Annotated in this window: 11 protein-coding genes; 6 read left to right on the plus strand and 5 right to left on the minus strand. The window is 64.6% G+C overall.

Features of this window, described 5'->3' with window-relative positions; translation table 11 throughout:
- The first annotated feature begins 1 nt into the window (after position 1).
- Complete coding sequence (locus JN531_RS06210) at positions 2-2,389, plus strand: autotransporter outer membrane beta-barrel domain-containing protein (protein WP_228347993.1); 2,388 nt, start codon at positions 2-4, stop codon at positions 2,387-2,389.
- Between the two features lie 324 nt (positions 2,390-2,713).
- Here JN531_RS06210 and JN531_RS06215 read toward each other — a convergent pair whose 3' ends face one another.
- On the minus strand, positions 2,714-2,989 hold the full coding sequence (locus tag JN531_RS06215; RefSeq protein WP_228347994.1) for a BrnA antitoxin family protein: 276 nt from the start codon (positions 2,987-2,989) through the stop codon (positions 2,714-2,716).
- 391 nt (positions 2,990-3,380) lie between these two features.
- Between JN531_RS06215 and JN531_RS06220 the strand changes: the two genes are divergently transcribed.
- The 4 genes from JN531_RS06220 to JN531_RS06235 all read left to right on the plus strand — a co-directional run bounded on the left by JN531_RS06220 (position 3,381) and on the right by JN531_RS06235 (position 7,930).
- Positions 3,381-4,040: a glutathione S-transferase family protein gene (locus JN531_RS06220; protein ID WP_228347995.1), complete on the plus strand. Its 660-nt coding sequence runs from the start codon at positions 3,381-3,383 to the stop codon at positions 4,038-4,040.
- Between the two features lie 145 nt (positions 4,041-4,185).
- Entirely contained in the window at positions 4,186-5,412 is a 1,227-nt protein-coding gene (locus JN531_RS06225; protein ID WP_228347996.1) for a cytochrome P450, read from the plus strand.
- The gene (locus JN531_RS06230) at positions 5,409-6,842 is read left to right on the plus strand and encodes an aldehyde dehydrogenase family protein (RefSeq protein WP_228347997.1); all 1,434 of its coding nucleotides are present in this window, start codon (positions 5,409-5,411) and stop codon (positions 6,840-6,842) included. Before JN531_RS06225 ends, JN531_RS06230 begins: the two co-directional genes overlap by 4 nt.
- A gap of 83 nt (positions 6,843-6,925) precedes the next feature.
- Complete coding sequence (locus JN531_RS06235; RefSeq protein ID WP_228347998.1) at positions 6,926-7,930, plus strand: AraC family transcriptional regulator; 1,005 nt, start codon at positions 6,926-6,928, stop codon at positions 7,928-7,930.
- A gap of 69 nt (positions 7,931-7,999) precedes the next feature.
- On the opposite strand, the gene JN531_RS06240 is transcribed toward JN531_RS06235, so the two are convergent.
- Positions 8,000-9,001, minus strand: coding sequence for an AraC family transcriptional regulator (locus tag JN531_RS06240; protein ID WP_228347999.1), 1,002 nt, complete (start codon positions 8,999-9,001; stop codon positions 8,000-8,002).
- A gap of 126 nt (positions 9,002-9,127) precedes the next feature.
- Here JN531_RS06240 and JN531_RS06245 point away from each other — a divergent pair, with 126 nt between their 5' ends.
- The gene (locus JN531_RS06245; protein WP_228348000.1) at positions 9,128-10,009 is read left to right on the plus strand and encodes a fatty acid desaturase family protein; all 882 of its coding nucleotides are present in this window, start codon (positions 9,128-9,130) and stop codon (positions 10,007-10,009) included.
- 6 nt (positions 10,010-10,015) lie between these two features.
- Here the strand turns inward: JN531_RS06245 and JN531_RS17325 are convergent, their stop codons facing one another.
- The 3 genes from JN531_RS17325 to JN531_RS06265 all read right to left on the minus strand — a co-directional run bounded on the left by JN531_RS17325 (position 10,016) and on the right by JN531_RS06265 (position 13,520).
- Complete coding sequence (locus tag JN531_RS17325; RefSeq protein ID WP_275591478.1) at positions 10,016-11,002, minus strand: GGDEF domain-containing protein; 987 nt, start codon at positions 11,000-11,002, stop codon at positions 10,016-10,018.
- Positions 11,003-11,153: 151 nt separating this feature from the next.
- A complete protein-coding gene (locus JN531_RS06260) occupies positions 11,154-12,215 on the minus strand; it encodes an NAD-dependent epimerase/dehydratase family protein (RefSeq protein ID WP_228348001.1) in 1,062 nt (353 codons plus the stop codon).
- Between the two features lie 18 nt (positions 12,216-12,233).
- The gene (locus JN531_RS06265; RefSeq protein ID WP_228348002.1) at positions 12,234-13,520 is read right to left on the minus strand and encodes an NADH:flavin oxidoreductase/NADH oxidase family protein; all 1,287 of its coding nucleotides are present in this window, start codon (positions 13,518-13,520) and stop codon (positions 12,234-12,236) included.
- Between the last annotated feature and the right edge of the window lie 154 nt (positions 13,521-13,674).

A 13,674-nucleotide genomic window follows, 5' to 3' on the forward strand; every position in this document is an offset into this window, starting at 1 on the left:
TATGAACAAAACATCAAAGCGATTGATTGTCTCGATCTACGGCGCCCTGTTGACCTTAGGGCACGTTCTGACACCGGCGTACGCGCTCGATGAGTGCGGCCAAGGACCTCAGGTTACCTGTTCGGGAAATTACTCGGCATCAGGCGTGACATATAACTTTGACACGGACTTTGTCTTTCGCACACCGTCGGTGCCACCGTTAATTACGGGTGTTGGGGGGCTGACGTTGGTTGGCTCGAATGGAGCCAATCTCGACTTCGAATCACTCGGTGCCATCATCGCGCCCGGCGGCGTACATATCGAGATGGACGCAGGCGATATCAATATGCGATTTCGAGGGCTGATGCCAAGCGGACAGCTGACGATTCGCACGGCAGGAACTGCAACGATCGATCTGGCGCCTCTGAATCCCTCTGGGATGATCAATGGCGTTCGGATCGGCGACACCATCGCGGTTGCGGGCGGCCAGTCAAGCCTCAATATCGGCGCGGGACGTCTGGTCGGCTTTGTCAGCCTAGAGTCACAACCTGGGGGATCGTGGACAGTTGTAAATGGTGGCTACATTGGAAGTGGGCTCGTGACCCCGATACAGGATGCCGTCGCATTTGCAAGCGCCGGGCAAGGGTCGTTGCGGATCGATAACTCGCTACGGCGAGGTCGGATCGTTGGCACACTCGACCTGAGCGCGAATGATGGCGACGTGTTGTTGATCAATGACTACAGTGCTGTGAAAGAATCGGGAGGCGGCTGGACGTCGTGGGGAACCAGCCACTTCGGAGGTGGGCGGGTCGAGATCATGAATGGACCAAGGGGCGTCATCAGCACGATCGGTTCCAGCACTTTTGACTTCAGCCAAGGCCTTGACAGTGAAATTGTGAATGAAGGGGTCATTCGGATCGGTTCTCCGGCCCAGGCAGCCCCGGTTGAAAGTGATCTGAGGCTCCAGGGCCTCAGGAGCTTCCGAAACTCTGGCCGAATCCTGATGGGTGTAGGTGGTGAAGCGATTCTGCAATCGAATCGACGGCTCGATGCTCGGTTGATATTCGAAGGAACGGATTACATCGGAGAGCCCGGAGCCCAGATCGAGATGGACACAGGTCTTTCGGATGCGACGCAGGCGGACTGTGGTTCGGTGGTGGCCTCGGACTGTGTCCTCTTCGACGGCGGAAGTACAAGCGGCGTAACCACGCTGCTGGTTCGTGATCGATATCCGAGCATCGAGAATGCGTCCTTCAATGAGGGCATCGTACTTATAGAAGGGGCCTCGGGTGCTGACCACTTCGAACTTGATCCGGCATCACAGTATTTCGTGCAACACAGTTCAGCCGGTGCCTCGCTTCAGAAGGGGCTCATCGCCTACAGATTGGCGTATGACCCTCTCGAGCAACACCACAAGTTGGTCGGAACGCTTGCCGATGAGGCCTTCCAATCATCCATCTATGTGACCACGCTGCAAAACATATGGCGAGTGACCACAGAGAGCTGGTTTGATCGTGAGCATACCCCTCGTGCAGGGCTGGATAATGGGCTCACGGCGGGAGGTATTTGGGGTGGCCTAACGGTAAGCAGGGGTTCGCGCGAGCTACAAGGTAGGGTTAACGTCAGCAGTGGCGATGTCGGCTTCAACGCGGATTACGACGAGCAGGTTACCCATTTGGCAATTGGCGTTGACGTTCTGCGTGGCGAGACAGAAGCTTCGGTCTGGAATATTGGTCTTACTGGCGGGTACGTTCATTCTGAGACGAGCTTTGATGCGACGCAGCAGAAGAGCTCACTGGCGGGTTTCGCTGGCGGAGTTTATGGGGAGATTCAGACCGGCGATCTTTCGGTTAACGCGATGGTCAATCTCAACGTTCTCACTCAGAGCATCGAGGCTGCCAATCTTGGTCTGGGCGAGCACTATCAGCTGCGGACGACCGCCGAAGCGTTGGGCGTACGCGTTGACTCGGGTTGGAAGATAACGCTGAGTCCGACGATCTGGGTACAGCCGATCGTGAGCCTCTCATTCGTAAGCTCAACACTCGATGATATTGAGTTGGATCGGGGCGGACACTCGCTAGCGTTTGGTCATGACGCAAGCACACGCGCCGGTGCGGGTCTACGTTCTGTGATGGATACAGATTTGGCAGGCTCCAAGGCGCGGTTTACGCTCACCGGGCGGTGGTGGAACGAGTTTTCTGCCGAGAACACGTCGAGCGTACGCATCGCGGCAGCTGATGATCAGGTGGCGCTCGAAGATGACTTTGGTGGGCGATTCCTTGAAGTTGGCTCAACTCTTGAAGTCACCGATGATTCTGGCGCGCTGAGCGGAGAGCTGATGCTTCAGGGCACGTTCGGTGACGATTACTACACGATGACGGGTGGACTTGGAGTGACCTATCGCTGGTAACGAAGCATCGCCGAGGCTCCTCCCGGCGGATGCCGTACGGCAGCACGGCTCTCCCTTCTGCCGTTTTCTTTGAACAATCAGGGACAGACCACGATAACGAGCAGTTGGGGTGGCTTCAGTTTTAACCGCGGCCGCACTTGAGGCGCACCCGTTCCGTCGTGTGAGCCCTTCAAGACACCTCGCATACCCTTGTGACTGCAGTCGTTCGGTCAGCCACACCTTGATACCGATTGCCGGGTGACGCCCATGCGGGAAAGTCGACGCTGCTGCCGTCGTCAATAGAGCGATCAAACGGTTTGGCTTTTATGTGCGTGGGGACCGGCGTCACAGCGCGAAGCGCTCTCGCAGCATCTGGTTGACGCGGGTTTGCCAGCCGGGGCCGGTGGCGCGCAGGACAGCCAGCACATCGGGGTCCAGGCGCAGTTTTACAGCTTGCTTCACCGCCGGCTTGGGCGGCCGACCCCTGCGGACGGTGGGCGCTGCGGCTTTCCATTGCGCATCGGTCAGTGGCTTTGCATCGGGATCGCGGTGCGCTGCGGCGGTGATGGCCTTGTCGTCCGCCACGGTGGGAATGACAGTTCCAGACTTAAGTTTTGGCATAGCGTTTGACGCGGTTCGCCTTGTCCTTGGCAGAGTCGAACTCGACTTCCATGCAAATTAACGTACACCCAATAAATACGTTGGTCAATGCTGATAATCGGCCTAAGATCTACGAGCACCCCTGATGTGATGGGTCTCTAGGGCTTGTCCGATCTGCACCAGTACCCCTGGACCTGGGCCGACCTCCTCCTGCAGGTGGTGCCGCAGTTGGGGTTGTGGGGAGGGTTCGGGGCAGACCACGATGGCGACAGCGGTGCTGGGCCTGGATGCCCGATCAAGTCGGGCATGACGGCAACCCGTGTCATTGGGGCTCGCCGCACTGCAGACCGTCGATTTCGAGCCCCGGCGTTCGACGTGTTACCAAACCCCCGTACCCGATCCGGAGCCCCCCATGTCCCTCGCCCTCTACGGCCACCCGTTTTCGTCCTACACCCAGAAGGTGCTGATCGCGCTCTACGAGAACGGCACGCCCTTCGAATTCCGTTGCATCGGGCCTGACACGCCGCAGCACGCGGCGGAGTGGCTGCGGCGCTGGCCGTTGCGGAAGTTCCCGATGCTGCTGGATGGCGACCGGCAGGTGGTGGAGAGCAGCGTCATCATCGAATACCTGCAGGTAGCGCATCCGGGACCGGTGGTGATGGTGCCGGCGGAACCGATGGCGGCGCTGCAGGTGCGGTTTCTCGACCGCTATTTCGACCTGCATGTGATGGATGCCATGCAGGTGGCGGTGGACACCGCGCTGGGCCGCTATCCGATGCAGCGGGACGAAGGTGTGGCCATTGCCCGCGAACGCCTTGAGCGTGCCTACGCCTGGCTGGACGGCCACCTGGCAGGCCGTACCTGGGCTGCGGACGACGGCTTCACCCTGGCGGACTGTGCGGCCGCGCCGTCGCTGTTCTATGCCGACTGGATCTACCGGATCCCGGACCACTACCCCGCGCTGCGCGCCTACCGCAGCCGCCTGTTGGCACGGCCCAGTTTTGCCCGCGCCGTCGACGAGGCCCGCCCGTTCCGCCCGCTGTTCCCATTGGGTGCGCCGGACCGGGATTAAGGACGCCGGCGCGTGCCGGCGCCTAATGCCAACTAATCGGCGTGTTTTGCCAAGTCGGCCGCGGTGACAACCGCCCATGCTGTCCTCCAGCCCGGCATTGCACGCAGATGCAATCCGGGCAGCTCACCAATCCTGGAGGATTCGCATGACCGCTTCCGCCTTGCCGATCGGGCCGTTGACGCCCGACACCGTGCCCCCGCACCTGGTGGTCGACTTTGACGTCTACCGCCCGGCGACCGACGCCGAGTCGTTTCATCAGGCCTATATCGACTTCCAGGCTGCGACGCCGCATCCGCTGGTGTGGACGCATCGCAATGGCGGCCACTGGATTGCCGTGCGGGGCGAAGACGTTTACGCCCTGTACGCCGACCACGAGCGCTTCAGCTCGCGCCACTATTTCGTGCCGGCCACGCCGGACCAGGGGGCGCTGGGAGCGTTCACGCTGGACCCGCCCCAGCATGCGCCGTTCCGCGCCTTTCTCAACGAGGGGCTGTCGGCCAAGGTGGTGGGAGCGAAGCTGCCGCGGGTGCGGCAACTGGCGGTCGACCTTGCGGATGATCTGGCCGGACGGCAGGGCTGCAACTTCACCACCGACTTCGCCGATGCCCTGGCGTTGACGATGTTCCTGGACATGGTCGATCTGCCGTTCTCCGACCGCGAACATCTCAGCGCATTGGTGGAAATCGCGGCGCGCGATCCGGATGCCAGCCAGCGCATCGCCGGCCTGCACCAGATCGCCGACTATCTGTTGCCGCACATCCATCAGCGGCGCGCCGAGCCGGGGGACGACCTGCTCAGCCGTGCCGTCAATGCCGATATTGACGGCCGTCCGATCACGCTGGAGGAATCGCTGGGTGCGGCCATTCACCTGTTGGGCGCCGGACTCGACACGGTGTCGTCATTGTTCAGCTTTTCAATGTTGTATCTGGCGCGCGATCCGGCGTTGCGCCGCGCTCTGGTGGACCATCCGGACCGGATTCCGGCAGCCGCCACCGAGTTGATCCGCCGCTTTCCGGTGGTGGTGATGGCGCGTCAGGTGCGAGCGGACATGGACTACCTCGGGGTGCCGTTGCGGCAGGGTGAAATGGTGGCGATCCCCACCGCCTTCTACAACCTCGACGCCACCGTGTACGACCGGCCGCTGGTGCTGGACTGGGACCGCCGCGCCGGCAAGGTGCTGAGTTTCGGCAACGGCCCGCATCGGTGTCCGGGCTCCACGCTGGGGCGACAGGAACTGATCATTGGCCTGCAGGAATGGTTGAAACGCATCCCCGACTTTTCGGTGGCGCCGGGGGCCCGCATCGAGGTGGCCGGCGGCACCGTCGCCAAGGTACTGGGCCTGCCGCTGGTGTGGGGCCGGAGCGCGTCATGAATGCCATTCCGAAATCCGACGCCAGCGCCATCCAGCGGCTCGATGCCCGGATCGTCACCCAGAAAGCGGCCTTTCTGCGGAACCCCTACCCATCGGCCGCGCAGCGGCGCGAGCACCTCGGCGCGCTGGCGGCCATGATGCTGCGATACCGCCCCCGTATCGTCGATGCGCTCGACGCGGACTTCGGCAGCCACCCGAAGGCGGCCGGCGAGTTGATCGAGGTGCTCGGCGTGGCCGGCCGCGCGGCCTTTGTCGCCGAGCATCTGGCGGCCTGGATGCAAGCGGAGCCGCGTGCCACCGACCCCGGCCTGTTCGGCAGTGGTCGTGCCTGCATGCTGCCGCAGCCGAAGGGGGTGATCGGCAACATGGTGCCGTGGAACTTCCCGTTCGAAATTGCCCTCGGGCCTCTGACCGAAATGCTGGCGGCCGGCAACCGGGTCATCCTCAAACCTTCCGAATACACGCCGGTGAGTGCGGCGCTGCTGCAGGAGATGATCACGGTCACGTTTGATCCGGATCTGGTCGATGTGGCGGTGGGCGGCCTGGAACTGTCGAAGGCATTCCCGATGCGACGCTGGGATCACCTGTTGTTCACCGGCAGCCCGCAGGTGGGGCGCAGCGTCGCGCTGGCCGCGGCCGAGCAGCTGGTGCCGGTGACACTGGAGTTGGGAGGCAAGTGCCCGGCGATCCTCGCCGATGACGCGGTGAACGCGAAGAACGTCGGCCACATTCTCGGGATCAAGCTGATCAAGAGCGGCCAGGTCTGCATTTCGGTGGATTACTGCTTGGTGCCGCGGGCAAGGATGGACGCCTTCATCGACCTCGCCCGTGCCCATGCCGAGGCCCATCTGGGGAACTACAGCCAGGGCCCCAGTTGCACCGGGGTGCTGCCGCGCAGCCTCGACCGCCTGCGCAGCGGGCTCGACGAGGCACGCGACCGCGGCTGCCAAGTCATCCGGCTGGAGACGAGGGTCGATACCGATCCGGCCTGTCGACGCTGGCCGCTGCATCTGGTGATCGACCCGCCCGCAGATCTGCTGTTGATGCGGGAGGAAATCTTCGGCCCGATCCTGCTGGTGCGGCCCTACGACACGCTGGATGAGGTGATCACGGAGATCAACCGCGGCGAGCGGCCCCTGGCCATCTACGTCTTCAGTGAGGACCCGGCGGTGGCCGATCGCGTTCTCCACGAAACCGTTTCTGGCGGCTTCTGTCACAACGCCGCGGCGGTACACGGCGCCATCCCCACTTTGGGCTTCGGCGGTATCGGTCGCAGCGGTAGCGGTCGTCATCACGGCATCGAAGGGTTCCGCGAGTTTTCCAACCTGAAGGGCGTGTTCGTGCGTGGCGAGGGCGACCATCTCGATGCCCTGGCGCCGCCCTACGGCGAGCTGGCCGCCGGCATCGTTGCCGCTGCCACGGCGGGCTAACCCGGGCGATCCGGCATGTGCTGGCGTTGGCAGGCCACGCCGGATTGCGGCGAGAATGCATCAACACTCCTCGAGGGCACCGCATGCCCGGCACCCTGGTCAGAAGCGTCATCCTGAGTGGCGCCGAAGCCAAGCTCCGCGAGCTTGGCCAGCGGCCGGGCGCGGTTGCCGCCGCCGCCGGTGTGCCGGTGGCCGCCCTGCGCGATCCGGACCTGCTGGTCACCGGCCGGGCGGTGATGCAGTTCTTCGACCTCGCCGCGCAGATGTGTGCGCACCGCAACTTCGGCCTGGAGTTGTCGGTGGGCAACCGGTTGGCGGCCATCATCGGCCCCCTTTGGGTGCTGCTGCGGCATGCCCGCACGGTGGGTGAACGCTGTGACGAACTGGCGCGCAACTACGACCTCTACAGCAGCGCGGCGTTGATGCACTTCGAGCGCACCGACGACGTGGGCATCCTCAGTTGGTCGGCCGCCAGCGGACAGGCCGACAGTGAAGTGCAGATTGCCGAGTTTGCCCTCGGCATCTTCGTCAGCGAGATTCGCGTGCACGCACCCCGTGACTGGGCGCCGGTGGAGGTGTGGTTCCGTCATCAACCACCACGCGATCTGCGACTGCATCGACGCCTGTTCGGCTCGCGGCTGCGGTTCAATGCCGACCACAATGCGCTGCTGCTGGATGACGCCGTGATGGCGCGCCCGTTGAACGACAGCGTGCCCGGCAACAAGGCCTTGGTGCGGATGATCGTGCGGCACGGTGAAGACCTGCCGACGACGGCAGTTTCGCCGCAGGTCGAGGGCATCATCCGCGCCCTGCTGCCGTTCGCCCCCTGCGGTATCGACGATGTCGCCAATGCCATGGGGGTGTCGGTGCGCACCCTGCAGAAGCAGCTTGAAGTGACCGGCGAAGGATTTCGCGCCATCAAGGACGCGGTGCGCTCTGACCTGGCCGGCAAGTACCTTCGGCATTCGCAGATGAGCGCCACCGATATCGCCGCGCTGCTCGGCTACGCCGACCTCACCTCCTTCAGCCGTGCTTACCGCCGCTGGACCGATCGCAGCATCCGCGCGTCGCGGCCGCGGCTGGGGTGAGGCGCTACGGAAACGCCAACATCGGCGCCCCGTGGTGGGCCAGCAGGTGCTGCATCCGCCCGGCGCGGATCAGCGTTTGCGATATTCCCCGGGCGACTGACCAAACCAGCGGCGGAATGCGCGGGTAAAGCTGGGGGTGTCGCCATAACCCAGTTGCAGGGCCATTTCGTCCAGCTTCATCTCCGTGCCTTCCAGCAGTTGTTGCGCGAGCTGCCGCCGCTCGGCTTCCACCAGGTCACGAAAACGGGTGCCCTCGGCGTCCAACCGACGGCGCAGGCTGCGCGGTGCCATGGCGAGCTGCTGCGCCACATCCTCCAGCGTCGCCACCAGGCCCAGGGGGCCGAGCAACAACTGCCGGACTTGACCGGTGACGCCGCCAACCTGTCGGCGCTCGAGCTGGCTGCGGCACTGGTCCTCCAGCAGTCGCACCAGGTGGGCGTCATACATGGGAAGGGGAATCTCGGCGTCCTCGCGCCGCAGCACCACGGCATTGCGCGCGCTGCCGTACTGCGGCGTGATGCCGCACAGCGCCTGGATGCGGTCGGCATGCTCGGGCGCGCGGCCCTGGTATTCCAGCCGTTTGAGCCGCACCCCGGCGAGGCTCAGTTCCTTCAACAGGTTGATGGCGGTGCCGGTGTCGCGTTCCAGCAGGAACTGGCGCAGGTGCCGGGGAATCGGATCGGGGTCGGCAATCACGCTGAACTCGTCGTCATCGCTGGCCACCGACAGCGTGCAGTAGGCGGTGCTCAACGGGATGTAGCGCATGGCCATCAGGCAGGCCTCGCGCAGGGTGCGGCTGATGCGCAGGGCGAAGCCCCAGATGCCGAAGGTGGCGATGTTGTACTGCAGGCCCAGTTCGAATCCGAGGGCGGGCACGTCGGGCAGCGCCAGGATCAGGTTCTCGATCAGCCGCATCTCCTGCTCGCGGTCGATCAGGGTGTCGCCGTTGCGGAGCTCGGCCATGGTCATGCGGGTGCCGAGCAGGCAGGTGTCGGCATCGACGCCGTAGCCGGCTGCGAAGTTCACCATCACCTGGGTGATGGCCGCGGGATGCTGGACAGGGCGGTCCATCGTCACGACTGCCCGGGTGCCGGCACTGGCCGCAAATGCTGGCAAGCGGGCCGGCAAGGCCCTCCCCGGCGATGATGGTCATCGCTAAGGTATGGGCACAAGCACAACAGTGCGCGGGAGAAAACCATGCAGCAGGATCTGAGTACCTTGAACCGGCAAGCCATCGATATGGCCCGAGAATACACCGGTGCGGTGGCGTGGCCGACCGTACTGCTGACGGCGGCGGTGATTGCCGGTGTGGTGCTGACCCTCGGCGCCTTCGCCAGCGGGGCCCTTTCGCTGTGGCTTGCGATACCGCTGTATGCGGCGCTGACCTACATGTCCTACACGCCGCTGCATGAGGCGGCCCACGGCAACATCCATGGCGGACAGGACCGCCTGCAGTGGCTCAACGACCTTTGCGGCTATCTGGTGGCGCCGCTGATCATGGTGCCGTACTCCACCCACAAGGTGGAGCATTTCACCCATCACCGGTACACCAATCAGCCGGAGAAGGACCCGGACTACGTGGTCAGCAACATGCGCCACGGCTTCGTCTCGTTTCTCATCTACGGCTTCCGCTTCCTGTGGGTGCAGAACACCTTCCTGTTCCGCGACTACTGGGCGACGGCGCCGCGGCGGGAGCGGCTGGCCTATTTCGCCGAAGTGGGGTTCGCCATCGGCTGGCGGGTGGCGTTCGTGGTGCTGGTGGGCCAGACATCGGCACTGGTGCTGCTGGTCGCCGGCTATTTCGTCGGCGCCTTTTTCACCGCCTACTGGTTTGCCTACCGGCCGCACCTGCCCTATGACGAATCCGCCCGGTATCGCAACACCAACAGCCTCTTCATGCCGCGTTGGATGAAGCCGCTGGAATGGTTCTGGCTGGGGCAGAACCTGCATTCGGTACATCACCTGTTCCCGCGGGTCCCGTTCTACCGCTATCACGCCCTGCATCGTCGCATCGAGCCGGCAATGCGGGCACACGGTACGCCGATGATCGGTATTTTCAGCCGGCAGCCCGAGGGCTGACGGGGGTCATCCGCGCGCGGCTTTTCGCGCGTTCTTCACCTCGTACATGGCGGCGTCCGCACGGGCCATAAGGCTGGCGACGGTGTCGTCGGCGTCGGCGCGCACCACCCCGGCACTGGCGCCGCCAAAGGTGATGGTTTCACCCTCCCAATGCAGCTCGCGGCTGACCAGACGCTGCAGGCGCACGGCAAGCTCGGCAGGGTCGCGTCCGTTGGCGATGACGACGAATTCGTCGCCGCCATAGCGGCCCACCACATCACCGGTGCGCATGCCCTGCGACAGTTCGCGCGCCACCTGACACAGCAGGGCGTCGCCGGCATCGTGACCATGGACGTCGTTCACGGTCTTGAAGCCGTTGAGGTCGAGGAAGGCCAGCAACAGGTCGTTGCCGTCACGCTGGCGGCGGGCCAGCGTGCGCCCGAGCTCTACCAGCAGCGCGCGGCGGTTGGCGATGCCGGTGAGCGCATCCACCAGTGCATGGGCGCTGAGTTCGGCGTTCGAGCTGCGCAGGCGGTCTACCAATTGTTCGCGCTCAATCTGCTGGGCGATGAGCTGGGCGAACAGGCCGAATATCCGGAGGGTTTGGGGCGGAATTTCATGGCGTGCGCCGCTGGCGGCACAGAGGGTGCCGAACAACGCGCCGTCCGGCGCCCGCACCGGCTGGCTCAGATAGGTCTTGATCCCCAGCGCCCGCGCCGCCTCGGAGTCACCCCAGCGGGTCGCGACATCGTTGACGAAGGGGATGTCCTCTTCCAGCGAGCGGCGACACAAGGTGTCTTCCCACGGCACGCTCAAGCCTTCGGGGATGGTCATGTCCCCGGTATTGCGGGCATAGAGAATGTGCTGCAGCGTGCGTGTCGGCTCGATCGAGGTGAGGTAGGTCGACTCCATGCCGGTCACCGTCTCCAGCAGCTCCAACAGCGGCCGGGTGAGGGTTTCGAGATCTTCGGCGCCAGAAACCGATTGCGCCAGTTGGTTCAGCAGAGCATCCATGGGGTTGTCAGTCGGTTTCGCGGCGGCAGACGGGACCCGAAGGCTAGCACCGCCCGTGTCCCCGATTTCGGGGACAGGCCGTCGGGAGGCGGTGGGGTCGGTGGTTGTACAGGTCTGGCTGCGACGAACCCCGTCGCGGCAGCTTGGGCGTTCAGGGTTTGTTGAACTGTCCGCTGTCCACCAGCTGCTGGAAGAAGTCGTTCATCGACGCGGCCAGGGGGCGATAGGTGATCCCCAGATCCTCGCGGCTGCGGCGGTTGTCGGCGCGCCAGGGCAGGTTCATGTTGCGCGTCACCATCTTGCGGGTCAGCGCCTTGTTGACCAGCGGTCCGCTGAGCCAGACCAGCCACTTCGGCAGGGTGCGGCGCGGCAGCGGAAAGCGGTCGCCGAAGCGCGGGCGCAGGGCGTCGGCGAGGTCGAGCAGGCTGGCATCCTGGCCCGACAGAATGTAGCGACCGGACGCCGACGGCGTGAAGGCAGCGCGGACATGGGCGTCGGCCACCTCGCGCACGTCCACCACCCCGATCCGCAGGTCGGGCACGCCGGGCTTCATCGAGCCGTCGCCCAGCTGGCGCACCAGGGCGAAGCTTTCGGAGGTGGCAAAGGGATTGATCCCCGGCCCCACCACCAGTGCCGGGTTAATGGTGACCAGGTCCCAGTGCTGCTGTCCGTCATGGATCTTCCAGGCTTCGCGCTCGGCCAGTGTCTTGGAATAGGAGTAGGGCTGATGGGTGGTCGAGGAACTGGTGTTCCACACGGTTTCGTCGAACACCCCGCGCGGGGTGGTGGCGAGGTCGGCGCTGTCGCCAAAGATCGCCGCGCAACTGCTGGTGAGCACCACGCGCCGCACGCTGGCGGTGGCGTTGACGGTGTCGAGCACGTTGCGAGTGCCGAGCTGCGCCGGTTCGATCAGCTCTTTCTGCACATCCCGAACGTGGGTCTTGAACGGCGAGGCGGTGTGGAACACCACCTGGCAGCCGGCCATCGCCTCGGCATAGGCACCCGGCGTCAGCAGATCGGCCTTGAAGTAGCGGATGCTGCCGGGCAGTTCGGCGGCCAGCGCATCCAGGTACTGCCGTTTGCTGGTGTCGTCCGGGTCACGGATCGGTGCATGCACGGTGAGGCCCTGTTCGAGCAGCCGTTTGACCACCCAGCCGGCGACATAGCCGGTGGCGCCGGTGATCATCACGGGAAGGCGGGTGTCGATCTGCATGCGAAGCTCCGGTGGGGATCAGCGTGCGCGCCAGACGCGGAAGGCGGTCTTGTACTCGTCCCACAGGTACGCGAAGAACGCCTTCAGCACGCCACGACCGAGGTCCGGTGCCTGGCCATGGCCGAGCCGGGCGATCTGCTGGTAGTACCAACCCTGTTGCCCCAGTACGTTGAGAATCTTGAACAGGAAGATCGGGCTGGCGCCGCTGAGCCAGCGGGCGTTCCCCAGCTTCAGCGTCTTCTCGTAGGCTGGCATCACCGGCAGTTCGCCGCGCAGGGCGCGGGCCGGGGCATCGGTATCGGTGCACAGCGGCCGGCCGAGGCCGATGACATCACAGTGGCCTTCCTGCAGCGCCGCCTCCATGCCCGCCGTGGTGCGGAAGCCGCCGGTCACCATCATCGGCATCTTCGCCACCTTGCGGATGCCCTCCGCGTAATCAAGGAAGTAGGCCTCGCGGGCGCGGGTACTGGCGCGCTGCGGGGCGGCGCTGTCGGCCTTGCCGGAAAAGCCCAGCAGCTGCGGCTGCTCGTAGGTGCCGCCGGAAATCTCCAGCAGGTCCACGCGTTCGCTGTTGAGCCACTCCACCACCTGCAGGCAGTCTTCGTTTGAAAAGCCGCCCTTGCGGAAGTCATCGGAGTTCAGCTTGAGCGCCACCGGGAAGTCGTCGCCCACCGCCTTGCGGACCGCACGCAGGGTTTCCAGCAGGAAACGGGCGCGATTCTCCAGGCTACCGCCCCAGGCATCGGTGCGGCGGTTGGTGACCGGTGACAGGAACGACGACAGCAGATAGCCGTGCGCCGAGTGCACCTGCACCCCGGTAAAGCCGGTGTCGCGGGCGGTGACCGCCACCCGTGCAAAGCGCTGGATGAAGTCGAGAATCTCGTCCTCGGTGAGGGCACGCGGTTTGGCGTAGTTGCCCAGCATGTCGAGCTGGACCGCCGAGGGCCCCAGTGGACGCCCGGTCACATACCGCGGGGACTGCCGCCCGGCGTGCGAAATCTGCATCCACAGATGATTGCCGTTGACGGTGCCGGCCTTGGCCCAGGCGCGCAGTGCGGCTTCGCCCCCGTTGTTGTCGATGGCCACATTGCCGGGGCGCTCCAGCACCCGGCGGTCGATCTGCACATTGCCGGTCAGCAACAGCCCGGCGCCGCCTTCCGACCAGCGGCGGTAGAGCGTCTCCAGTTCCGGCGTCGCCTGCAGTTGCGGGTTGGCGAGGCCCTCGGTCATCGCCGCCTTGCACAGGCGGTTGGGCAGGGTGGCGCCACAGGGCAGGGTCAGCGGGCTGGACAGCAGGGCAGTCATCGACGGGGCTCCACGGTTGAACATACCGCAGGGTATGTGACGGATTGGTCCAGAGCAAACGTGAGGCTGGCGCCCGCAATGGGGAAAGGCAACAGCGACCGGACCGAGTGTGGTTGATTCCAACGAATCACCAATCACGGGGCAAGTCTCAGCA

The sequence above is a fragment of the Flagellatimonas centrodinii genome (assembly GCF_016918765.2).
GTDB lineage: Bacteria > Pseudomonadota > Gammaproteobacteria > Nevskiales > Nevskiaceae > Polycyclovorans > Polycyclovorans centrodinii.

Coding starts and splice junctions, on each gene's coding strand:
- JN531_RS06210 (WP_228347993.1), top strand. CDS start 2: ATGAACAAAACATCAAAGCGATTGATTGTCTCGATCTACGGCGCCCTG.
- JN531_RS06215 (WP_228347994.1), bottom strand. CDS start 2,989: ATGCCAAAACTTAAGTCTGGAACTGTCATTCCCACCGTGGCGGACGAC.
- JN531_RS06220 (WP_228347995.1), top strand. CDS start 3,381: ATGTCCCTCGCCCTCTACGGCCACCCGTTTTCGTCCTACACCCAGAAG.
- JN531_RS06225 (WP_228347996.1), top strand. CDS start 4,186: ATGACCGCTTCCGCCTTGCCGATCGGGCCGTTGACGCCCGACACCGTG.
- JN531_RS06230 (WP_228347997.1), top strand. CDS start 5,409: ATGAATGCCATTCCGAAATCCGACGCCAGCGCCATCCAGCGGCTCGAT.
- JN531_RS06235 (WP_228347998.1), top strand. CDS start 6,926: ATGCCCGGCACCCTGGTCAGAAGCGTCATCCTGAGTGGCGCCGAAGCC.
- JN531_RS06240 (WP_228347999.1), bottom strand. CDS start 9,001: ATGGACCGCCCTGTCCAGCATCCCGCGGCCATCACCCAGGTGATGGTG.
- JN531_RS06245 (WP_228348000.1), top strand. CDS start 9,128: ATGCAGCAGGATCTGAGTACCTTGAACCGGCAAGCCATCGATATGGCC.
- JN531_RS17325 (WP_275591478.1), bottom strand. CDS start 11,002: ATGGATGCTCTGCTGAACCAACTGGCGCAATCGGTTTCTGGCGCCGAA.
- JN531_RS06260 (WP_228348001.1), bottom strand. CDS start 12,215: ATGCAGATCGACACCCGCCTTCCCGTGATGATCACCGGCGCCACCGGC.
- JN531_RS06265 (WP_228348002.1), bottom strand. CDS start 13,520: ATGACTGCCCTGCTGTCCAGCCCGCTGACCCTGCCCTGTGGCGCCACC.